General features: G+C 71.2%; 16 protein-coding genes, 1 tRNA gene and 2 pseudogenes. 9 read left to right on the forward strand and 10 right to left on the reverse strand.

Translation table 11 applies throughout. The features are described from left to right. Positions 1-175: 175 nt before the first annotated feature. From BN12_RS01965 to BN12_RS01980, 4 genes are read left to right on the forward strand one after another with little or no spacing between them, the layout of a single operon-like run. On the forward strand, positions 176-1,096 hold the full coding sequence (locus tag BN12_RS01965; RefSeq protein WP_048555888.1) for an ABC transporter ATP-binding protein: 921 nt from the start codon (positions 176-178) through the stop codon (positions 1,094-1,096). Then, positions 1,093-1,860 carry an ABC transporter permease gene (locus BN12_RS01970; protein ID WP_048549806.1) on the forward strand — a complete coding sequence of 256 codons (768 nt, stop codon included), beginning with the start codon at positions 1,093-1,095 and terminating at the stop codon, positions 1,858-1,860. The genes BN12_RS01965 and BN12_RS01970 overlap by 4 nt, the downstream gene beginning before the upstream one ends. 13 nt (positions 1,861-1,873) lie before the next feature. Continuing rightward, complete coding sequence (locus BN12_RS01975) at positions 1,874-3,124, forward strand: ATP-binding protein (protein ID WP_048549807.1); 1,251 nt, start codon at positions 1,874-1,876, stop codon at positions 3,122-3,124. Continuing rightward, positions 3,121-3,744: a response regulator gene (locus BN12_RS01980; RefSeq protein WP_048549808.1), complete on the forward strand. Its 624-nt coding sequence runs from the start codon at positions 3,121-3,123 to the stop codon at positions 3,742-3,744. The genes BN12_RS01975 and BN12_RS01980 overlap by 4 nt, the downstream gene beginning before the upstream one ends. Positions 3,745-3,759: 15 nt before the next feature. Here the strand turns inward: BN12_RS01980 and BN12_RS01985 are convergent, their stop codons facing one another. After that, positions 3,760-4,533: a dienelactone hydrolase family protein gene (locus tag BN12_RS01985; RefSeq protein WP_048555889.1), complete on the reverse strand. Its 774-nt coding sequence runs from the start codon at positions 4,531-4,533 to the stop codon at positions 3,760-3,762. Positions 4,534-4,816: 283 nt separating this feature from the next. Here BN12_RS01985 and BN12_RS01990 point away from each other — a divergent pair, with 283 nt between their 5' ends. Next, complete coding sequence (locus BN12_RS01990) at positions 4,817-5,287, forward strand: hemerythrin domain-containing protein (RefSeq protein WP_048549809.1); 471 nt, start codon at positions 4,817-4,819, stop codon at positions 5,285-5,287. 221 nt (positions 5,288-5,508) lie between these two features. On the opposite strand, the gene BN12_RS01995 is transcribed toward BN12_RS01990, so the two are convergent. The 3 genes from BN12_RS01995 to BN12_RS02005 all read right to left on the reverse strand — a co-directional run bounded on the left by BN12_RS01995 (position 5,509) and on the right by BN12_RS02005 (position 10,552). After that, complete coding sequence (locus BN12_RS01995) at positions 5,509-6,060, reverse strand: AAA family ATPase (protein ID WP_048555890.1); 552 nt, start codon at positions 6,058-6,060, stop codon at positions 5,509-5,511. 443 nt (positions 6,061-6,503) lie between these two features. Continuing rightward, on the reverse strand, positions 6,504-9,827 hold the full coding sequence (locus BN12_RS23320) for an RCC1 domain-containing protein (RefSeq protein WP_053079925.1): 3,324 nt from the start codon (positions 9,825-9,827) through the stop codon (positions 6,504-6,506). A gap of 651 nt (positions 9,828-10,478) precedes the next feature. After that, a tRNA-Gly gene (locus BN12_RS02005) sits at positions 10,479-10,552 on the reverse strand. Positions 10,553-10,917: 365 nt separating this feature from the next. Here BN12_RS02005 and dcd point away from each other — a divergent pair. Beyond that, positions 10,918-11,493, forward strand: coding sequence for a dCTP deaminase (gene dcd, locus BN12_RS02010; protein ID WP_048555892.1), 576 nt, complete (start codon positions 10,918-10,920; stop codon positions 11,491-11,493). A 22-nt stretch (positions 11,494-11,515) separates the two neighbouring features. Then, positions 11,516-12,166: an alpha/beta hydrolase gene (locus tag BN12_RS26635; protein ID WP_048549810.1), complete on the forward strand. Its 651-nt coding sequence runs from the start codon at positions 11,516-11,518 to the stop codon at positions 12,164-12,166. Between the two features lie 203 nt (positions 12,167-12,369). Here BN12_RS26635 and BN12_RS02020 read toward each other — a convergent pair. From BN12_RS02020 to BN12_RS02050, 6 genes and pseudogenes are all read right to left on the reverse strand, one after another. Continuing rightward, positions 12,370-13,524 (reverse strand): annotated as a pseudogene (locus tag BN12_RS02020) (DHA2 family efflux MFS transporter permease subunit); the annotation flags it as partial. Positions 13,525-13,630: 106 nt separating this feature from the next. Continuing rightward, entirely contained in the window at positions 13,631-14,602 is a 972-nt protein-coding gene (locus BN12_RS24230) for a glycine betaine ABC transporter substrate-binding protein (protein ID WP_053079926.1), read from the reverse strand. Between the two features lie 70 nt (positions 14,603-14,672). Then, positions 14,673-15,431 carry an ABC transporter permease gene (locus tag BN12_RS02035; protein ID WP_048555895.1) on the reverse strand — a complete coding sequence of 253 codons (759 nt, stop codon included), beginning with the start codon at positions 15,429-15,431 and terminating at the stop codon, positions 14,673-14,675. Next, positions 15,428-16,168, reverse strand: coding sequence for an ABC transporter permease (locus tag BN12_RS02040; protein WP_327152694.1), 741 nt, complete (start codon positions 16,166-16,168; stop codon positions 15,428-15,430). The genes BN12_RS02035 and BN12_RS02040 overlap by 4 nt, the downstream gene beginning before the upstream one ends. After that, the gene (locus BN12_RS02045) at positions 16,161-17,279 is read right to left on the reverse strand and encodes an ABC transporter ATP-binding protein (RefSeq protein ID WP_048549811.1); all 1,119 of its coding nucleotides are present in this window, start codon (positions 17,277-17,279) and stop codon (positions 16,161-16,163) included. Before BN12_RS02045 ends, BN12_RS02040 begins: the two co-directional genes overlap by 8 nt. Next, a complete protein-coding gene (locus BN12_RS02050) occupies positions 17,276-17,998 on the reverse strand; it encodes an IclR family transcriptional regulator (protein WP_235432273.1) in 723 nt (240 codons plus the stop codon). Before BN12_RS02050 ends, BN12_RS02045 begins: the two co-directional genes overlap by 4 nt. 52 nt (positions 17,999-18,050) lie before the next feature. Here BN12_RS02050 and BN12_RS02055 point away from each other — a divergent pair, with 52 nt between their 5' ends. Next, on the forward strand, positions 18,051-19,616 hold the full coding sequence (locus BN12_RS02055) for an aromatic amino acid lyase (protein WP_083454343.1): 1,566 nt from the start codon (positions 18,051-18,053) through the stop codon (positions 19,614-19,616). A 270-nt stretch (positions 19,617-19,886) separates the two neighbouring features. After that, positions 19,887-21,938: pseudogene (locus tag BN12_RS24935) on the forward strand (hypothetical protein); the annotation flags it as partial.

The following is a 21,938-nucleotide window of genomic DNA, read 5'->3' on the forward strand; positions in this document are numbered from 1 at the left end:
CGCGTCGTCGGAGGCCACCGCCTGGGCGCGTTCACCGGATGTCCAGGGACAACCCCTGGTCCCTCGCACGACGAGGCCTCGCCGGGGCCTGTCCCGTCCCTCCACCGATCGGTTGACGGGTTTCGTCGCCGGGGGGTTGATGCACCACGTCGCGGGTCTGCCGAGACTCGAGGGCATGGCAGAGACAGCGGTGGACGTCAAGGATCTCAGCAAGCGGTACGGCGATCGGGTCGTCGTCGACGATGTCGGCTTCGTCGTGGAGGCCGGGGAGATCTTCGGGATCCTCGGGCCCAACGGGGCCGGCAAGACGACGACGGTCGAGTCGATCGCGGGTCTGCGGATCGGCGACGCGGGATCGGTGCGGGTTCACGGCATCGACCCCTGGACCGATCGCCGGTCCTTGACCCGCGTCCTCGGCATCCAGCTCCAGGAGAGCCGCCTGCAGCCGAAGATCACGGTTCGGGAGGCCCTCGAGCTGTGGTCGGCGCTCCACCCCGATCCCGAGCCGTGGCCCGGGCTCGCCGAACGCCTCGGGTTGGAGCCTCACCTCGACCAGCGCTTCGTGTCGCTGAGCGGTGGCCAGCAGCAGCGCCTGTCCATCGCGCTCGCGCTCGTCGGCCGGCCGCGGGTCGTCATCCTCGATGAGCTGAGCACAGGCCTCGACCCGCGTGCGCGCCGGGACGTGTGGCAGCTCGTGCGCGACGTGCGCGATGCCGGGGCCACCGTGCTCCTCGTGACCCACGCGATGGAGGAGGCGCAGGAGCTGTGCGACCGGATCGCCATCGTCGACCACGGCCGGATCACCGCACTCGACACTCCGGACGGACTCATCGAGGCGGCCGGAGCCCTGACGAGGACGTCGTTCGTTCCCTCCGCACCGACGGATCTCGAGGCATTGCGCGCCATTCGCGGCGTCGCATCGGTCCGGCGCGCCGACGACCGCGTCGTGGTGGAGGGCATCGAGGACGCCGCCCTCGCGGTGCTGTCGGCGCTCGCCGGCCAGCAGGTCGTGCCGCACCGGCTCCGCGTGTCGGGCGCCACCCTCGACACCGCCTACCTCGACCTCACGGCCCACCCCGACAAGGAGTTCGCATGAGCACCACCACCACGACCACCACGACGACACCGGCTGCCGCCGTCCTGCGCACCGAGACTCGTCTCTTCCGACGCGAACCCGGCTCACTGTTCTGGATCCTCGTCTTCCCGACCGGCCTGCTGTGCATCCTCGGAGCCATCCCGGGCTTCCGTCTCGACAAGGCGGGGCTGGGTGGCTTCAGCGTCGTCGACCTCTTCGTCCCGGTGTCGGTGCTCGTCTCGATGACGCTCGCGGCCGTCCAGGCCATGCCGCCGGTGCTCCTGGCCTACCGGGAGGCCGGTGTGCTCCGCCGACTGCGGACGACACCCGTGCAGCCGGCGACGCTGCTGGGCGCACAGGCCCTCCTGCATGCCGGTGCCGTCGTCCTCTCCTCGGCGCTGGTCGTGTCCGTCGGCAGGCTGGCATTCGGCACCCCGCTTCCGGGGTCCTGGCCGGGGTATGCGCTGGCCTACCTCCTGGCGCTCGCCGCCGTCTTCTCGATCGGCTCCCTCATCACGGCACTGTCACCGAACACGCGCATCGGCTCGGCCGTGAGCACGGTCGTGGTGTTCCCCCTCCTGTTCACCGCGGGGGTCTGGCTCCCCGTCCAGGCGATGCCGCACCTGTTGCGCGACATCGTCGATCTCACTCCGCTGGGCGGCGCGTCCGAGGCGATGACCGAGGCCATGGCCGGCCACTTCCCGGCAGGCTCGCATCTGCTCGTGACCGCCCTCTGGGTGGTCGTCGTCGGCGCCGTCTCGGTGCGCACCTTCCGCTGGGAGTGAGAAACTGGGCGTGATGTCGTCCGCTCCGACCAGCGTCGAGCTCAGCGAGTCGAGCGCCGAAGGCTGGGCCAGGAAGATCGAGCGCTACCTCCCGCTCGGTCTCCTCGGTGTGGCCACGGTCGCCGCCCTGGTGAGCGGCTCGGTGATCGGATGGCTCTCGCCCTGGCCACGGCTCGCTGGGCAGCTCGGGATCGCCGTCCTCGTCGGCCTCTGGTTGGCCCGGCGGATGGGTCGCCCGATGACCGTCCGGGCGTATGCCATCCGATCCGGCGCGGCCTTCGTCCTCACCGTGCTCAACCCCCTCTTCTGCATCTTCGCGTGGATCGGCTACACGGACGCCGACCGGGTCTTCCGGGGCCGCAGGCTCTGGACCGCGTTCGCCGCGACGGCCGTCACGATGGCGTTGGGGCAGTCCGGTGGCCTGCCGCGCTCGTGGGGCCAGGGGTTCCTGTTCATCGGACTGCTCGGCATCAACTTCGGCATCGCCTACGTGGTCGGGCGGCAGGTGCAACAGGAGAACCGGGTCAGTGCCGATCGCAAGGTCGCGATCACCGAGCTCGAACGCGCCAATGCGTCGCTGCACCAGGCGCTCGAGGAGAATGCCGCTCTGCACCGGACGATCGTCGACCAGGCTCGTGAAGCCGGCATACAGGCGGAGCGGCAGCGGCTCGCGCGGGAGATCCACGACACGATCGCGCAGTCGCTGGCCGGCATCCTCGCCCAGCTGCAGGCGGCCCGTGACAACACCGACCTGGTCGACGTGCGCCGCCGGATGGAGCGAGCCCTCGAGCTGGCGCGCGACTCGCTCGCGGACGCCCGCCGCTCGGTCATGGACCTCGCGCCGGCACCGCTCGCGGAGCACCCGCTCGCCGACGCGATCAATGCCCAGGTGGACGATTGGGCAGCCCATCACCCCGTCCGGGTCGACATGGTCGTCACCGGTGACGTGCGCGCCCTCCACCTCGAGGTCGAGGCGACGCTGCTGCGCATCGTCCAGGAGGCGCTGTCGAACATCGCGAAGCATGCCGCCGCCTCGAGGGTCGGCGTGACCCTCACCTATCTCGACGAGGAGGTCGCCCTCGACGTTCGCGACGACGGGGCCGGGTTCGACCCTCGCGGGCCCGTGACGTCGGGGTCGTTCGGCCTGCGCGGTATGCGGCAACGGGCCCAGCTGCTCGCCGGTGTCCTCGAGGTCGAGTCGGAGCCGGGTCACGGGACCGCCGTGTCGGTCCGGCTGCCCGCCATCGTGCAGGGGGCCGCATGACGACCCGGATCCTCGTCGTCGACGACCACCCGGTGGTGCGCGACGGCGTGGCCGCCACCCTGGCGGCGGTCGACGCCTTCGAGGTCGTCGGCCAGGCCGCGGACGGGCTCGAGGCGCTGCGTCTCGTGGCGGCCCTCGACCCGGACGTCGTCGTCATGGATCTGCGGATGCCGGGCGGCGGTGGGGTCGACGCCATTCGCGAGATGAAGCGGCGTGGCCTCCGGGCCGCCGTGCTCGTGCTGACCACCTTCGACACCGACTCGGCCACGGTGGCCGCCATCGAGGCGGGAGCGATCGGCTACCTGCTCAAGGACGCGTCGTCCGAGCAGCTCGTGTCCGGCATACGCGCGGCGGCCGCCGGCGAGACCGTGCTCTCACCCGCGGTGGCGACGCGGCTCGCCTCGCACGTGCGCGCACCCCACAGCACCGCGCTCAGCGCCCGCGAGCGCGAAGTGCTCGCCCTCGTCGCCCGGGGCACGACGAACCGGGCCATCGCCGAGCACCTCTTCGTCAGCGAAGCGACGGTGAAGACGCACCTGATCCACGTCTACGACAAGCTCGGTGTCAGCGACCGTGCCCAGGCCGTCGCCCGCGGCTACGAGCTGGGGATCCTCGGTTAGGACTCACCGGGACCCTCAACCCCGCGGCGTGGGTGCGGGGGGATGGGCCGGTATGCCGAGGTGCCGCGCGAAGAACCGCGTGTCCAGTCGATCGGCCGGGACGCGGAAGTGCGAGCCCGGGAACGCGAGCAACGTCTTCTCCTCCGAGGCGAACGCGTCGAAGACGGCGAGCCCGTGCTGGCGGCCGATCTCCGGGTCGTCCCACGGCAGGAGGAACTCGGTCGGGATCGTCACGTGTCGGGCCGCCTCGAGCAGGGCGTCGTACACGAAGACGCCACCGAAGATCGCCGCACGGATCCGTGGTTCCGCGACGACCAAGGGGATCCCGATGGCCGTGGCGATCGTCATGCCGGAGTAGCCGATCGGTGAGGTCGTGCCGATCTCCGGCAGCTCCTGCAAGGCGTCGATCGTCATCCGCCACTCCGGCACGGCGCGTTCGGCCAGGGAGATGTTGAAGGGAGCGATGATCGGGTCGAGGGGCTCGCCGTTCTCACGCGCGCGGAACAGCGCATCGACCCACTCCTGGTCCTCACGTGAGGGAGCGCGTACGCCGTGACCGGGCACGTCGATGGCCGCGACGTGGAACCCGTCGCGGAGGACCGCCTGCCGGGCGCGGGCCACCAGGCCGGGCGACCTCTTGTGGAGGCCGCCCCCGTGACCCATGAGCAGCAGCGGAGTGCCGGGCGCGGCGGACGGCGGCGACCAGAGGACGCCGGGGACGTCCCCGACGGTGAACGAGCGGTCGACGATGAGGTTCGAGACGTTCTCCGAGACGACGGCGAGTTTCATGATGGTGCCTTCCGAGAGTGCGGAGCGAGGCACTCCCCGGGGCGACAACTACCCGTGTCGTCCCGTCGTGAATTCGAGGGGGAGCACCCATGAGTGTGTGGTGGTCACGGTCCTCACCTCCCTCGGTCCGGCCACGACGGCGTCACTCTAGGTTCGCGATTCCCGCTGTGACAACGGGTTTAAGGTCGACGTAGCGTCGCGTGCTGGTGGCAGGCAGTGCCAGGCATGGAGGCGCCGAACAGAAGGAGGTCGACGATGCTCTCGTCGGACCCTTCGTCGTCGCGTGGCTGAGCGCGAGACGACCAGGCTGATCGCTTGGGCTCAGGAACTGCGCGAGGTGCACGCACGCTTCCGCGAGGCTCTCCGGGTGACCCGAGCATCAGTGACCGATGGTGTGACGGATGACGTGATCCCTCGGGATCTGCTGCTCCACTGCCACGGCTTCTGTGCCGCACTGGATAGCCATCACCGCGGTGAGGATCGCACGCTGTTCCCCGCGATCGCCGCCGCCCGTCCCCAGCTGCGGCCGGTACTCGCCCTGCTGGAGCAGGATCACGCGATGATGGCGGAGCTTCTCCTCGCCTTGCGTCACGCGGTCGATCGACGGGCGCCGAGCGAGGAGCTGGACCGTCATCTGGAAGGCGTTGCGGCCATCATGGAGAACCACTTCCGCTACGAGGAGCGCCAGTTGCTCGCCGTCCTCGAAGACGTCGACCTCGACGCAGACCCACGCGCAGCGCTCGGGCCGTTCTGAGAGGCACGAGACTCACTGTCTGGCGGGTCGGTTCTGCGGTCCCGGGTATGAGCGACTCATCGAGGCTGTCGAGCTGCCTGATCGCCGCGGACCTTGCCTGTCGCGGGCTGAGTCTGCGGCTGTGGCTTCGCGTCGACCATCTGAGCTCTGGTGGAGTCTGGCTGTTGCTCCGTCCATCGGACGGACCCTGACCTCGCTGTGCCGACGAGACTCTCCCCTGGCTACCGGGTTGCGGACATGGTCTGGACGACGAGGTCGAGTCGGGCGAGCCGGGCGGACTCCGTGCCGCTGAGCTCTTCCACGCGGGTATGTGCGGAAATGATCTCGGCGTCGTCGATGAGGTCCAGCAGGGCATCGTTCATCGCGTCGCGCAGCTCGAGGTCCTCCTCCGGCGACAGCCAGATCGTCGAGTCCAACGGCAGGACAACAAGCAGGTCGACCGACCTCATGGCCTGGGTCGCCAGGGACCATGCCCAAGGATCGACGACTCCTGAGCTGCGGCTACGGCCGAGGGTATGCAGCGCGGTCAGATAGGCGAGGAAGTCCACGGGTCCTCGCTCGGCAATCAGGTCCGCATCGACGGATGCCTCCAGAAGCCGCGCGGCGGCGATCTCCAACTGGAGGTAGTACGCGCCCGAATCCGGTTGCTCCAGCGCGGCATCGACGAGTTCGAAGGGATCGCCCAATGTCGCATACTCGGCGTGATGGGATGCGAAGTCGGCCACCAGGGTGCTCTTCCCCGTGCCGTGCGTGCCTGAGACGACGATCCGCATGCCGAGACTGTAGGCCGCCGCCTCACCAAGCCGGCACAGCACTCGACCGAAACCGCCCCGTGTCACTCCGTCCTGGTAAGCGGCTCGGGGCTCGGAAGCACGAACAGCGCAGCAGGCGGTGACGTGTGGGTGAGCGTGCGGAGTCGCACCAGGTCGCCGGTCATCGAGGCCGACAATGACAGGGACATATCCGGCCAACCAGACCCACCCGATCCCTGCCGACACCAGCCCCGCGCGCCTCCTCGGGAATCGAACCCGCGTGTCCAGCTTGGGAATCCTGCGGACGGCTACAGGAAGTGCCGATTCGTGCTCCCGCAGGTGACCCTTGATGACCCCGACGGCACGACGTGGCCTGGTGCTTGTGGCCCGCCTGTGGCCCATCGCAGATCATTGCAGCGCAATGGGTCAGCGGCGGGCCGCTCTACAGGTTGTGTGCGAGGCTATTAGAGTCCGATGACCGGAACCGGGACCGAGGAGTCGTTGGTGGTCCCGTTGCCCAATTGCCCGGCGCTGTTGTATCCCCAGCAATCGGCGGCACCGGAGGTGAGGACCGCGCACGACTGAACGTAGCCAGCGATGATCGAGGCGACTCCGGCTCCGAGCCCGGTGACCGGGACCGGGATCGGGACCGGGGCCGATATGTCGTTGGTGGTCCCGTTGCCCAACTGGCCGAAGAAGTTGTATCCCCAGCACTTGGCGGCGCCGGAGCTAAGGACTGCGCAGGTGTGCCCGTAGCCGGCGCTGATTGATGCGACACCGGCATTGAGTCCGGTGACTGTGACTGGGACCGATGAGTCGCTGGTGGTCCCGTTGCCCAGCTGTCCGTGGTCGTTAGATCCCCAGCACCTGGCGGCACCGGAGGTGAGGACTGCGCACGTTTTGGCAGTTCCGGCGCTGATTGATGCAACTCCGGCATCGAGTCCGGTGACTGTGACTGGGACCGACGAGTTGGTGGTGGTCCCGTTGCCCAACTCCCCGGAGTGGTTGTCTCCCCAGCACTTGGCGGCGCCGGTGGTGAGGACCGCGCACGTGTGGTTAGACCCGGCGTCGATCGAAGTGATCCGGGCGTCCAGTCCGGTGACTGTGACCGGGACCGACGAGGTGGTGGTGGTCCCGTTGCCCAACTCCCCGTAGTAGTTGTCTCCCCAGCACTCGGCGGCGCCGGTCGTTAGGACCGCGCACGTGTGATCGTCACCAACGATGATCGACACAGCCCTCGCGACGAGTCCGGTGACCGGGACGGGGACCAACGATGCGCTGGAGGTCCCGCCGGTGGCGGCGCCGTTGCCCAGCTGCCCGAAGTAGTTGTCTCCCCAGCATTTGACGGCGCCGGTCGTTAGGACCGCACACGTGTGATCGTATCCGGCGCCGATCGAGGCAACCCCCGCGCCGAGCCCGGTGACGGGGACCGGGACCAACGATCCGGTTGTGGTCCCGTTACCCAGTTCCCCGGAAGAGTTGTCTCCCCAGCATTTGGCGACACCGGAGACAAGGACCGCGCACATATGGCCTGCGCCCGCACTGATTTGTTTGACAGAACCCGATCCGCTCCCTCCACTCGGTGACTGCCAGAGCTGCGTCCGCCAGAGGTCTTTCTCGGCGAGGGCGACGCTGACCTTGAAGAACACCAGCCGCAGGTCGAAGCTTGCTCCCACGCTTACGCCGCCGTAGACGGACAGGAGGTGGCTGGCCGCGGGGGTGAGGTCTCCCTCCACGAACAGCCGTCCCTTGATGGAGGGTCCGATGACTCCGGCGATCACGAAATCGACTTCGGGACCGGCGGAAAGGCGTCCAGTGACGGTAGTCGACCCGGATGGTTGAATGGTGCCGACCTGGAACTTCAACGACTGATGGGTTGACGAAGTCAACGTTCCGTTGGCGTACTCCGCGGTGACGCCGAACGCGCCGACGGTGGTGACCGGGATCTTTGACAGGGGGCCGCTGAGCTTCACTTCTGCGCCGGTGGTGACGACCGGGACGATCGGCCCGATCGGCGGCAAGGCGATGGTCGGCCCTGGCACCGGAATGTTGCAGTCGATCGCGATGTTGCCGCCAAGGGTCCACGTGCCGGTGAGGGAGACGTCGACGGAGCCCTTGAAGTAGGGTGCCTGCCCGAGGCCCCAATGCGACTCAACATGCGTGCTGTAGCGGGGAGTGAAGGTCACCTTGCTGTCGATCTGCCCGCACGGTTGCACGATGTCCCCGCGGTGAGGAACAGCGCGGTTCGTGCCCTTGCCGTCCTCAGCCGTGATGGGTGCACCGTCCGCGGCGCTGGTCCCGACGATGGATCCTGACGCGAACGCCTGTTGCAGCGGGACGTTGACGACGTTGGTGGTGGTGCCGTTGACGGCGGTGACCTGCCCGACGACGCCGTCGCCGTTGGCGCCACCGGGCGGCAGATACACGTACTGGCCGACCGCGGCGGGGCCGGCCGCGGTCGTGGTGATGGTGCCGGTCCCGCCTGGCGTGGTCGGAGCCGCCACGCTCTGCGTCGCGGCCGCAGGGACAACGATGGTGTCTTGATCATGAGTCAGCGCCACCTGGGTGGGGATGTTGAAGTATCCGACGATGTCGACGACCAGATCGGTGTTCGCGTAGGAGTACAGCGTCACCTTGCCGGCGGTACCGACCTTGACCGTGATGGAGTTGGCCCGATTCACGCCGCCGACGTAGTTGACTGTGGACGCAGTCGGCCGGGAGACCCCGGCCGGGTATGCCGTGACGTATCCCGAAGACGTGGGGCTCGCGACGGTCACGTTGGCCTCGACGGCGTTGACCCCGTCCGCCGGGACCCCGCCAGTCCCGGTCACCTGCAGGGTGACGGACCCACCGGCCGGTACCCGCGCCTTGGGTGCGCCGGTGGCGTTTCGGGTATCCAGGAACCGCGTCGGGGTTAGAGGCGTGTAGTCGCTGGTCGTGGGGATCCAGCCGGAGACGTCGACGACCAGGTGGGCTCGCTGCTGGGTGTAGACGGACACCTGACCGTTGGCGCCGACCTTGGCGATGACCATCCCGGCCGTGGTCTGACCCGGCTCGTAGTTCAGGGTGGACGCGGTGGGCCGAGCCACCCCGGCCGGCCACGCCGTCAGGTACCCCTTTCCGGCGGCACCGACGGCAGTCACCGTCAACACCACCGCGGCCGCCCCGGTGGCGGGTACCCCGCCTCGGCCCGTCACCGTCACCGTCGTGGTCGACCCATCGGCGGGCTCGACCCCGAGGCGGGTATCCAGCAGTCGGGAGGGCACCAGCGGGTCATACGCCGCCCCTGTCGGGAAGTAGCCGGTGACGTCTACAACCAAGTGCGACGACGCGTACGAATACAGGTCGACGACGCCACCGGTGCCGACTTTCACGATCGCCTGATCGGCGACGGTCTGCCCTCGGGCGTAGTTCACGTTCGAGGCCGTCGGCCGGGCTGCGCCAGCCGGCCACGCCGTGACGTACCCCGACTGGGCCGGCGCGGTCACGGTCACGTTCAACACCACCGCCGCCACCCCCGCAGATGGGACGCCTCCGCGGCCCGTAACGCGCAGCGCGGTCGTCGACTTGGCCTTCACCGAACCGACCGGTGCCCCATTGCCCGTCCGGGTGTCCAACAGCCGGGCGGGGGTCAACGCCACCAACCCAGTTCCGTTCTGGGTGTACGTCGACAAGGTCGCTGCCACCGCTGGTGCTGGCGAAGCCAAACCCACGCCGGCCGCCATAGCAAGGGCGGCAATCAGCCAACCCACCAACGCCATACGCAGCCCACGGAAAGACCGGCCCATCCCACCATTCCTCATCACTGACCAGCAATGGACCGCCCCAAGGAACCCCGGAGCGGCGAGGCGGCCCTCCATCCGCGAATGGCAGGGTATAACCGGCATCGGTTTGCGTGTGGCACATTCGACGAACCCCGAGCCTGATGCTTGAGGTACGTCCGCTGAACAAGCTGGTTTCCGCTCTGGCCACGGCGACTTGACACAGAGGGGTGCCGTTCAGCGGACACTCCCGACGCCCCAACGGCAAAGGTCGAATGCGAACCTGACCCGTCCGGTGGGGCTCTCATCCGACGCCGTGATGCGACAAATCCCAAGGGCGTCCGTTCCGACAAATCCCAAGGGGTGTCCGTTCCGACGTGGCCGCGTGTTGCCCGTCGTCAGCATCCCCGCAGGTGGGAGTGTCCGCTAAACGGCACCTCTCTGTGTCACGTCGCCGTGGCCAGAGAGGTGCCGTTTGTCGGACCGGCCCGCCTCACGGGCATGGCAGCGGCGTGGCTCGCCTGTTGCCCGCCGCTGGCATTCCCGTAGGTCACAGCCACGTGACGAGAACCAGTAAGCTGGACACTCGCCAGCCGCTGTGATGTTGCCCGTTGTGGCCCAAACCCGTCGAGACCCTCGATCGGATTGCGCCCTGCAAGCCTGTGACCTGCAGAAACGTGGAGCCGATGACGGGAATCGAACCCGCGTGTCCAGCTTGGGAAGCTGGCGCTCTGCCATTGAGCTACATCGGCACGCGCGCCGTCGAACGTGGCTGCGAGCGCGCGAGGAAGTCTAACGTAGCCCGGTCGTGTTACTTACCAGTGATGGGCCCACGGTCCACCTACAAGTCGCGGCCTTGTGACAGCGTCGCGCCGATCGGCGGGACTTCCTCGCAAGACCGCGCCAGCTGGGGCTCGGATCGAGAGGTCGAGCCCTTGTGGGGAAGCTGGTGTGAGTCTGGACTCTGGTCAGTTTCCCCACAAGGATCTCCGGGTCCGTCGCACGTGCGGGGTTGTCGTCGTGGGAAACGCTCACCGGACGACATCTTCTCGGCACGTGCGGGCCTGGCGTGGTCTCGGACGGTGCCGAGGAGCGCGCGGACGGTAGCCTGACGCCCGTGCTGCTCTCCGACCGCGACATCCGCGCCGAGGCGGACGCCGGGCGCGTCGTCCTCGAACCGTGGGATCCCGCGATGATCCAGCCGTCGAGCGTCGACGTGCGTCTCGACAAGTATTTTCGGCTCTTCGACAACCATAAGTACGGCGTCATCGACCCCGCCCTCGACCAGCCCGACCTCACCCATCTCGTCGAGGTCGACCCGGCCGAGGGGTTCGTCCTCCACCCGGGCGAGTTCGTCCTCGGGAGCACGTTCGAGACGATCACCCTCCCCGACGATCTCGCCGCCCGGGTCGAGGGCAAGTCGAGCCTGGGGCGCCTCGGCCTGCTGACCCACGCGACGGCGGGGTTCGTCGACCCGGGGTTCAGCGGTCACGTGACGCTCGAGCTGTCGAACGTCGCGACCCTGCCCATCATGCTGTGGCCGGGGATGAAGATCGGCCAGCTGTGCTTCATCCGCCTCTCGAGCGCCGCCGAGAACCCCTACGGCTCCGCGACGTACGGCTCGCACTACCAGGGCCAGCGTGGACCGACGGCCAGCCGCAGCTTCCAGAACTTCCACCGCACCCCGGTCTGACCGCCGAGAGGGCCTGGACGCCATGACCGCACGCGGCACGGCCGACCTGCGCTGGACGAGCCGGCCGGCGCACGCCGAGGCCGTCGTCCTCGTGCTCCACGGCGGGGCGGAGACGAGCGACCACGAGGTGCGGTGGCGTGACCTCGCGGTCCTCCGGCTCCTGCCGTTCGCGCAGGCGGCCAAGCGTGCGGGTGGGAGCCGGCTGGCCGTCGCGCGGCTCCGGTTCGCCGTCAAGGGCTGGAACGGCACCGACGCGCGGCCCCTCCACGACGCACGGTGGGCGCTCCAGCAGGTGCGCGCGGCCTACCCCGGCCTGCCCGTCGGCGTCGTCGGGCACTCGATGGGCGGTCGCGTCGCCCTCCAGGTCGCCGGCGACGACGACATTCGCGCGGTCGTCGCCCTCGCGCCCTGGGTGCACCAGCACGACGCGCCGCGCGGCGGGCCGGGAACCGCCGTCCTCGTCCTCCACGGCGCCGACGACCGGATCACCTCGCCCCGCGCGAGCGAGGAGTTCGTCCAGAGGCTGCGAGCGCAGGGCGTCGACGCCACGTTCGAGGAGGACCCCGGCGAGGGGCACGCACTCATCCGCCACGCGCGGGCGCACCACCGGCGGGCGGCGACGTGGCTGCGGGACCGGCTCCTCCCCGGCCCGGAGCCAGCCCGAACCAGCTGACGACCCCACCGGCCGCGAGCAGCACCGCACAGAGGATCAGTGCCCTCCGGTACCCCGGCGTGAAGGCGGCCGCCTCGGCATACGCATCGCCCCCGAGTCCCACGAGTGCGGGAAGCGCCGCGACCGCGAGGAGCGACCCGGCCCGCCACGGCGTTGTTGACCCCGCTGGCGGACCCTGCATAGCGATCAGGTGCAGCCGCGAGAACCGTTGCGGTGAGCGGTGATACGAGGAGGGCGAGGCCGAGGGAGAAGACGACGACCCCCGGCAGCACACCCGTGAGGTATGCCGTGCCCTCCCCGACCGGAACGAGGAGCAGCGCGCCGACGGCGCACAGGAGCGGGCCGAGGGACATCGGAAGGCGCGGGCCGATGCGTGCCGAGACGGCCGCCGCGCGCGGCGAGAGGACGAGGAGCAGGATCGTCGTCGGGACGGTCGCCGCGCCGGCCGCGAGCGCCGAGAGTCCGGTGCTCACCTGGAGCTGGAGCACGAGGAAGAGGAAGACCCCGGACAGCGCGCCGTAGACGAGGAAGGTCATGGCATTCGCAGCGCTGAACACCCGGGAGGAGAACAGGCTCATCGGGACGAGGGGCCGGCGAGAGCGTCGCTCGTGGACGACGAAGGCCGTCGTCGCCGCGAGGCCGAGGACGAACGCTGCCGTGACGACACCCGGGGACGCGGAACGGGTCAGGGCATAGGTGAGCAGCCCGAGCCCTGCGACGCTGAGAAGCGCGCCGATGACGTCGAAGCGCCGGGACGCCTCGGGATCGCTGCTCTCCGGGGTGTACCGGAGGGCGAGGACGACGACGGCGAGGACGAGAGGAAGGTTGAGGAAGAAGATCCAGCGCCACCCGCCGTGGTCGACGAGCCACCCGCCGACGAAGGGCCCCGCGGCGCTCGCGATGCCGGAGTACCCCGCCCACACTCCGATGGCCCGGGCCCGGTCCACGGGGACGAAGCTCGCCTCGATGATGGCGAGCGCCCCCGGCGTCGCGAGCGCCGCACCGACGCCCTGGACGACGCGGGCCGCGACGAGCTGCTCCGGCGTCCGGGCGAACCCGCACACGGCCGAGGCCACCGCGAAGACGACCATGCCGGCGAGGTAGACCCGGCGCCGCCCGAGCCGGTCGCCGAGCGATCCGCCGACGAGGACGAGCCCGGCGAGGGAGAGGGCATACCCGTTGACGACCCACTGGAGCTGGGCGAGCGAGGCGTCGAGCGCCACGCCGATCGTCTTCAGGGCGACGTTGACGATGCTGCCGTCGAGGATCCCGACGGCCGAGCCGAGCGTGACGGCGACGAGCGTGAGGCGGCCCCGCCGGTCCCGAAGGTCCAGCTGCCCCTCGCTCGCCGCCGTCATCGCGTCGAGTCTGCCACCGTCACGTGCCGTCCGACGGCCGCCGACGGCCCGGCAGCCGTCAGCCCGCCGGCCGCCGGCAGCCGTCAGCCCGCCGGCCGTCGGCCGGTCAGCTCACCGGCTTGGCGAGATCACCGATCGACTGCAGCCCGTACTTCTCCGCCGTCTGCTTCGTGACGACGATGGCGTCGCTGTCCTGGGCCTGCGAGATGTCGAGCGCCTCGAGGTTGGACGGGAGCGCCTTCTGGAGGGCGGCGTAGACGTCCTGCGGGCTCGTCGCCGTCGCGTTCTTGTCGATGTACTGCAGGATCGTGCCGGTGTACTCGGGGAACAGCTCGAGGTTGCCGCTCGCGAGCGCCGGATAGTACTTCTCGCGGCTGCCGATGTTGAGGGTCCGCTTCACCGAGGCGCCCTGTGCGGTGAGCGCGTCGGCGTAGATGTCGGCGAGGATGACGTTCTCGGGGAAGTTGGCCGACCCGACATGGATGACGGAGCCCTTCGCGTCGGTGCCCGAGGCGTCGAGCCCGGCCTGCTTCAGCCAGGCCTGCGCGACCTTGTCGGGGTCCTCCTTGTCGTTCTGGACCTTGCCGACGAGCTCGGAGAGGCTCTCCGTCGTCAGCTTCGCGGAGACGCCGTTGAGGACCTTCTTGACCCCGTCGCTCGCCTTGGCCTTGTTGATGATGGGGACGACGTTCTGCGCCGCGAAGTTGGACTTGGGGTCCTTGAGGATGACGAACCCGTTGGCCTCGATCGACGGGTCGGTCGTGAAGAGGTCGGCCGCGTCGATCTGGCCGTTCTTCAGGGCGTTGACGGTGACCGGCCCGCCGACGTCGGTGACGGTGTACTTGCCGAAGGCGACCCCGTAGTTCTTCTGGAGACCGGGCAGGCCGTCGGCGCGGGTCTTGAACTCCGGCGGGCCGCCCATGATGAGCTGCGAGGCGATCGTCTTCGTCGACGAGCCGGTGCCGCTCCCGGAGCTCGAGCCCGAGTTCGACGAGCTGGAGCCGGCCTGGCCGCAGGCGGCGAGCCCGAGGGCGACGGTGGCAGCCGCGGCGGTCGTGAGGAAGGTCTTGCGGTTCATGGTGTTCCTAACGTCTTGACGTGCAGGGGAGAGAGGGCTGGCAGGTGGAGGCCGGCGGTCGGCATACGACTCAGGTGTGCTCCACCCCCGCCTCCTCGAGGTCGGCCGCGACGGCGCCGCCGACGGTGGACTTCGAGAACCGCTTGGTGAGGCCGCGGCTCACGGTGTAGCGCTGGACGAGCGCGAGGACGAGGTCGGCGATGAGGGCGAGCGCCGCGACGAGCACGCCGCCGCTGATCATCTGCGGATAGTCCTGCTGGGCGAGCCCGTCGTAGATGAACCGCCCGAGTCCGCCCAACGTCACGTATGCCGCGATCGTCGCCGTCGCGATGACCTGCAGCGTCGCCGAGCGCAGTCCGGAGAAGATGAGCGGCAGGCTGTTGGGCAGCTCGACCCGCCAGAGCACCTGCGGGCCCGTCATCCCCATCCCGTAGGCCGCGTCCCGGACCGCCGGGTCGACGTTCTGCACGCCGGCGTACGTGTTGGACAGGATGGGAGGCACGGCGAGGAGGATGAGGACGATGAGCGTCGGGATGATGTAGCCCTTGCTCGTCCGCCCGTGGAAGTGCGGCGCGATGATGACGACGAGGAGGACGAGCACCCCGACGGTCGGCAGCGCACGGACGGCGTTGAGCCCGGAGATGAGCGAGGTCGCGCGACCCGTGTGGCCGATGGCCAGCCCGAGGGGCAGCCCGATGACCAGGGCCGCGAGGACCGCGATGACGGAGTAGAGCAGGTGGGTCTGCAGCTGGGCCCAGATGCCCGTCGTGAACTGCGTGCCGTTCCAGTTGTCCGGGTCGTTGAGCCACCGCAGGACGTTGCCGATCACGAGCGCACCGCCTTCCGCCACGGGGTGAGCATCCGGCCCAGGAGGATGACGAGGAGGTCGAGGACGAGGGCCAGCAGGACGCAGAGGAGGAGGCCGAGGACGATGGGCGGGTAGTACGGCGTGTCGGTCGACAGCTTGAACCCCTGGTCGAAGAGCAGCCCGAGGTTGACCATGCCGATCGTGCCGGCGACGGCCACGATGCTGACGTTCGCGACGACGGCGACGCGCAGCCCGGCGGTGATGACGGGGACGGCGATGGGCAGCTCGACCGTGAAGAAGCGGCCCACCGGTGTGTACCCGATGGCCGTCGCGGCCTGCAGCGTCTCCTCGGACACCGAGCCGAGGCCGTCGGCGACGACCCGGACGAGGAGGGCGACGGAGTAGACGGTGAGGGCGATCGGCACCTGCAGCGGGCTCAGCGGGTCGAGGCCGAGCAGCGGCGGCACGAGGACGAAGAGGGCGATGGACGGGATCGTGTAGAGGAGCCCGCTGACCGTCATCATCGGCGGGTAGGCCCACTTGTGCCGGCTCGCGAGCCAGCCGATGGGCAGCGCGATGATCAGGCCGGCGATGACCGGGACGACCGACAGCCAGGTGTGGGCCCACAGCCACCCCATGACCTCGGAGAAGTGGTCGGCGAAGTACTGCGGGAACCTCCACGGCGAGGAGTTGTCGTCGGCCGGGAGGAGCGCCGGGAGCATGCGGGGGAGCCCCGGGAGGTATGCGACGTCAGCCATCGGCACCTCCGGTCACCTCGGCGCGCTCGCGGCTCGCGATGAGGTCGGTCACCGCGTCGAGATGGACGGTGCCCTCGAGCCGGCCGTCACCGTCGACGACGACGCCGCGTCCGGACGGCGAGGACAGGCACGCGTCCAGGGCCGCCCGCAACGAGCCGCCCTGCGTCGCGAGCGTGCCGCCGCGGAACAGCGCCGCGTCGTCGATCGGCGACCCGGGCGGCGAACCGCTCGGGCCGCTGCGCAGCCACCCCTGTGGCTGGTCGGTGTCGTCGACGACGAGCGTCCACTCCTCCAGCCCCCCGGGTGGCACGCGCTCCCCGAAGCGGACCGTCGGCTCGGGTGTCGTCGGGAGGGCGGCGCCCCGGGCGAACCCGAGCGCGCGGTACCCCCGGTCACGCCCGACGAACCCGGCGACGAACGCGTCGATCGGCCGGGCGAGCAGGTCGGCCGGACTCGACAGCTGGGCGAGGTGGCCGCCGACCGCCATGACGGCGATCTGGTCGCCGAGCTTGATCGCCTCGTCGATGTCGTGCGTGACGAAGACGATCGTCTTGCCGAGCTCCTCCTGGAGCTGGAGGAACTGGTCCTGCAGCTGCTCCCGGACGACGGGGTCGACGGCCGAGAACGGCTCGTCCATGAGCATGACGGGCGGGTCGGCCGCGAGCGCCCGGGCGACCCCGACCCGCTGCTGCTGGCCGCCGGACAGCTGGGCGGGGTAGCGCCGGGCGAAGTGGGCGGGGAGCCCGACCCGCTCGAGGAGCTCCGCCGCACGGGCCCGGGCCTGCTTCTTGTCGGTCCCGAGGAGGAAGGGGACCGTCGCGACGTTGTCGATGACCGTCCGGTGCGGGAAGAGGCCGGCGTGCTGGATGACGTAGCCGATCGTGCGGCGCAGCTCGTGGGGCGGCAGGCTCGTCACGTCGCGGTCGTCGATGGTGATCGTGCCCGACGTCGGCTCGATCATCCGGTTGACCATCCGCAGGCTCGTCGTCTTCCCGCAGCCGGACGGCCCGACGAAGACGGTGATCCGGCCGGTCGGCGCCTCGAGGGTGAGGCCGTCGACGGCGACCGTGCCGTCGGGGTAGCGCTTGGTGACGTGGTCGAACCGGATCATCGGCTGACCTCCTCTTCGGTCGGGGTGAGGGCCGTCGGTCGCCGCGACGGAGTGACGCCCAGAGCGGCACCGAGGGCTCGGGCCTCCCTGTCGAGGATCTGCCCGAACCGCTCGATGGCGTCCCCGTCGATACGGTAGGTGGGACCTAGGACATTGAGGGCCGCCGCGACTCCACCGGGGCGGCGGACGGGCGCGGCGATGGCGGTGAGGTCTGGCTCGAAGCGGTCCCGCTGCGCGGCATACCCCGCCGGTCCGACGTCTCCCGCGAGGGCGAGGCCGACGGCGAGACCCTCGAGGGGGACCGACCGGCCCACCCAGCTCGTGTGCCGGATCGAGCGGGTGCCTTCGACCATCGCGATGTAGACGGCGGTCCCGCCGGGCCCCCTGACGACGAGGTATGCCGACTCGCCCGTCGCCGCGACGATCCGCTCGAGCGCGGGCTCGGCGAGCCGGACGAGGGTGCTCCGGCCGAGAGCGGTCGCCCCGAGCTGGAGCAGACGCGGACCCGCGGAGAAGCGGCCCGCGTCCGCGCGGACGACGAAGCCGGCCGCCTCGAGCGTCCGCAGGTGGCGCAGGGCGGTGCTCGCCGGCAGGCCGCTGCGCCGGGCGGCCTCGGTGAGCGAGACAGGGCCGTGCTCCCCGACGACCGACAGGAGCGCGAGGGCGCGGTCGACCGTCCGGGTGGAGGTGGGCTCAGCGGCCCGCAGGTCAAGACGCACGGGTCCTTCCACTCCGTAGCAGCGCGTTTCCGTCCCTCGGTAGCATCGCACGGTGACCGCGAGTCCGCACCACTCCGTGCTCCGCGTCGGTGACGGCACGCTGACCAGCGGCGACGTCGAGCGGGTCGCCCGCGGGGAGGCTCGGGTGGTCCTCGCGCCGGATGTGCTCGACCGGGTCGGGCGATGGGCCGTCCGGGCCGCCGAGTATGCGGGGAATCGCCCGATCTACGGCCGCTCGACGGGGGTCGGCGCGAACCGCGGGGTGCCCGTCACGCCGGACGCCGGCCATGCCCTCCGGCTCCTGCGGTCCCACGCGACGTCCGCCGGCCCGCTCCGATCCCCCGAGCGGGTGCGGGCCATGCTCCTCGTGCGCCTCGCCCAGCTCGCGGCCGGCGGCAACGGCATCGACCCCGCGGTCGTCCAGGCCCTCGTCGCCCTGCTCGACGCCGACGCGCTGCCGCCGGTCCGCGAGTGGGTCGGGATCGGCACCGGGGACCTGTCGGCGCTCGCGACGACGGCCCTCGTCCTCACCGGCGAGGTGCCCGCCTCCCGCCCGGTCCCGATGACGGTGACCTTCGGGCCGGGCGACGCGCTCGCCTTCCTCTCGAGCAACGCGGCGGCTCTCGGGGACGCCGCCCTCGCCGTCGCGGCGCTGCGCCGACTCGCCGCGGCCTCGCTCGTCACCGGTTCCCTCACCCTCGCCGCGGTCCGGGGGAACCGGGAGGCCTTCGCCCCGGCCGTCGCCGTCGCGACGCCCTTCCCGGGTGCGGCCACCGTCTGCCGGACCGTCCGGACGCTGACCGACCCCTCCCGGGACCCGGGGCCGCGGGGAGCCGACGAGCCGGCCCGGCCTCAGGGGGCGGAGTCGCGCGAGGTGGCGGGCCCGAGGGACGATCCCCGGGGCGTCGGCGGGCCCGCCCGGATCCAGGACCCCTTCGGGCTGCGGACGATGCCGCAGGTCCACGGTGCGCTCCTCGACGCGCTCGACCGGGCCGAGGCGGTCGTCACGGCGATGGCCACCGCGCCGAGCGAGAACCCCGCCCTCTCCCCGGAGCACGGCGTGGCCCACCACGGCGCGTTCCACGCGGCATACCTCGGGCAGGCCCTCGACGCGCTGCGGCTCGCGGTCGCCGAGGCGGCCGCGACGACGCTGTCCCGGGTCACCATGCTCGCCGAGCCGGAGCTCACGGGGGACGAGCCGTTCCTTGCCGACGGGACGCCGGGCGCCTCGGGGACGATGGTCGTCGAGTACGTCGCCGCCGCGGTCGTCGGGGACCTGCGGGCGTCCGCGGACCCGGCAGGACGGCATACCGTCACCGTGTCGCGCGGGCTGGAGGACGGCGCGAGCCAGGCCTCGCTCGCGGCACGCGAGACGCTCGGCGTCGTCGAGCCGCTGCGCGTCCTGCTCGGCTGCGAGCTGCTGACGGCGGCCCGGGCGCTCGGCCCGCTCGGCCCCGCGGCAACGCTCCCACCCGCGCTCGAGCCGGTCCTCGAGGCCGTCGCCGAGGCGGTGCCGCGCCTCGGCGACCGCGCGGACCGCGACCTCACCACCGACCTCGAGGAGGCGGTCCGTCTCGTCGACGGCCTGCCGGCCCTCGCCGGCGCGTCCCTGGGATAGGTGGAGGACGGGGTCGTGGTCGCGGAGCGAGCCCCTCGATGCTCCGCGACCGCCACCGGCGGCCCCCTGCCGCCGGTGGCCCGAAGGACCCTGCCCCTCACTCAACGTCCTTCGGTGCGACCCCGTCACTGCCGGCCACCTGACGACCATCGTTCCGGGGCCGTCCGCGCCTCCGCATCGGTGGTTCTACGTATGTTTGGCCGCGGATGCGGGCGCGCCACGCGTGGGAGCGGCCGTGGTGCCGGAACCGCGCCTCGGTAGCCTCGAGTGGTGGTGCTCACCCCGTCGATCGGTCGCGCGGAGGTCCAGGCGGAGCTGGACCGTGCGCTCGACGCGTCCCGATGGGTCACCATCGTCGGCCCTCCCGGGAGCGGGAAGACGCTCCTCGCGCGGCACGTCGTGGCCCGCCGTCCCGAGTCCGCCTGGGTCAACGCGACCGGGCTGCCGGGCGTCGACGAGATCGTCCTCGCCTGCCTCGACGCCCTCCACGTCGACGTCGGGCTCGGCGACTCCGCCGCCTCCGTGCTCCGCCGCAGCCTCGACGACCGCGACACCCTTCTCGTCGTCGACGGGCTCGGCGCCGACGTGTCCGCCGTCGGCGACGTCCTCGAGGAGGTCGTCGACGCGACGACGAGCTCGCGGATCGCGACGACCGCCGTCGCCGTCGCCGGCCGTCCGGGCGAGCGCGTCGTCCGCGTCGGGCCGCTCGCCCTGCCCCGGCCGGGTCGGCCACTGGCCGGACCGGCATACGAGCTGTTCCAGGCCCGGATCCAGGCGACCGGCGCGGCACCGATCGACCTGCGGCAGCACGAGGCCGACCTGCGGCGGCTCCTTCTCGCGACCGGCGGGCTCCCGCTCCTCATCGAGCAGCTCGCCGTCCAGGTCGCCCTCGTCGGCGTGACGAACGTCGTGCCCGCGGCGTCCCTCGCGGAGGCGGTCCACGCGACGTACGTCCTCCTCGAGCGGGAGCAGCAGCGGTGCTTCCGCCGCGTCGCCCAGATGCGCTCGCCCATCGGGCTCGACGTCCTCTCGGCGATCACGGGGACCGACCGCGAGCAGGCCGCCGAGCTCGCCGCGGGGCTCGTGCGACGCTCGCTGCTCGACGTCCAGCCGGACGGCCGGTTCGAGATGCTCGCCCCGATCCGGCGCTACGGCACGTTCGTCACCGCGGCGACCGATGACGGGGCCGCGGCCCGGCAGGGGCTGTTGACGTGGGCGGAGTCGGTCCTCCCCGACGACGCGAACGTCGGTGCTGCCGACGCCCCGTGGCTCGCCGACCTGCCCGTCATGCGGGCCGCGATCACCGCGGCGTGCGCGGACGAGGCGACCCGACCCCGGGGGTTCGCCCTGGCCAACGGGGTGTTCTCGACGCTCTACACGGCGATGCGGGCCCGGGAGGCCGTCGAGATCCTCGAGGGGGTCCTCACGAGCGGGGAGGGGCCGTCGGACATCGGGGCGCAGGTCGCCCGCCGCGCGGGGATCGCCGCGAGCGAGGCCCGGGGCACCTACGAGGGGCTCTGGCTCCTCGAGCGGGCCGAGGAGTATGCGTCGCGCGCACCGCATCCCGACATGGAGCGGGCGCGGAACGCCTCGATCCGCGGCGAGATGCACCTCGACGCCGGAGACCTCGACCGGGCCGAGGAGGACGCCCGGCGCGCCATCGCCCTCGGCACGAGCGACCCGTACATCACCCGGCAGGCCCAGCGGACGCTCGTCGACGTGTTCGTCTCGCGGGGCGACTTCGCCGACGCCGAGGAGCTCGCCGACGCCGTCATGACGGGGGCGCCTCCGGAGGAGCGCTGGATGGCGCTGTCGGCCCGCGTGCTCTGCGGCCGGATGGCCCTCGAGCAGGGCCGGATGGCGGAGGGGGCGGCCGCCGCCCGGACGGCATACGAGGAGGCGAGCCGGATCGCCGAGGACCGGATCGCGCTCCTCGCCGAGACGCTGCTGCGGCAGATCGACCCGGACGCGACCCCCTCGGACGTCGACCGCGAGACCCTGCCGTGGGCGGTGCGGCTCACGGTCCTCGCCCAGGACGCCCGGCAGCTGACCCACCGCGGCGAGCTCGACCGGGCGGCCGGCCTCGTCGCCGACGTCGTCGTCCTCGCCGACTCCGGCCGGCTCGGGCGCGACGCCGTCGAGGCGCGGCTGCTCCTCGCCGACTGCCTGCTGCGGATGGACGACCTCGACCAGGCCCTCTCGACGTACCTCGCCGCTCTCGACCGGGCCGCGCGGTGTCCCATGCCGCTCCGGGCGGCGGACGCCCTCGACGGCCTCGCGGCGATCGCCGCCGCCCGCGGGCATGTCGGGGCCCGGTCCCTC

The organism is Nostocoides japonicum T1-X7, assembly GCF_001046855.1.
Lineage (GTDB): Bacteria > Actinomycetota > Actinomycetes > Actinomycetales > Dermatophilaceae > Nostocoides > Nostocoides japonicum.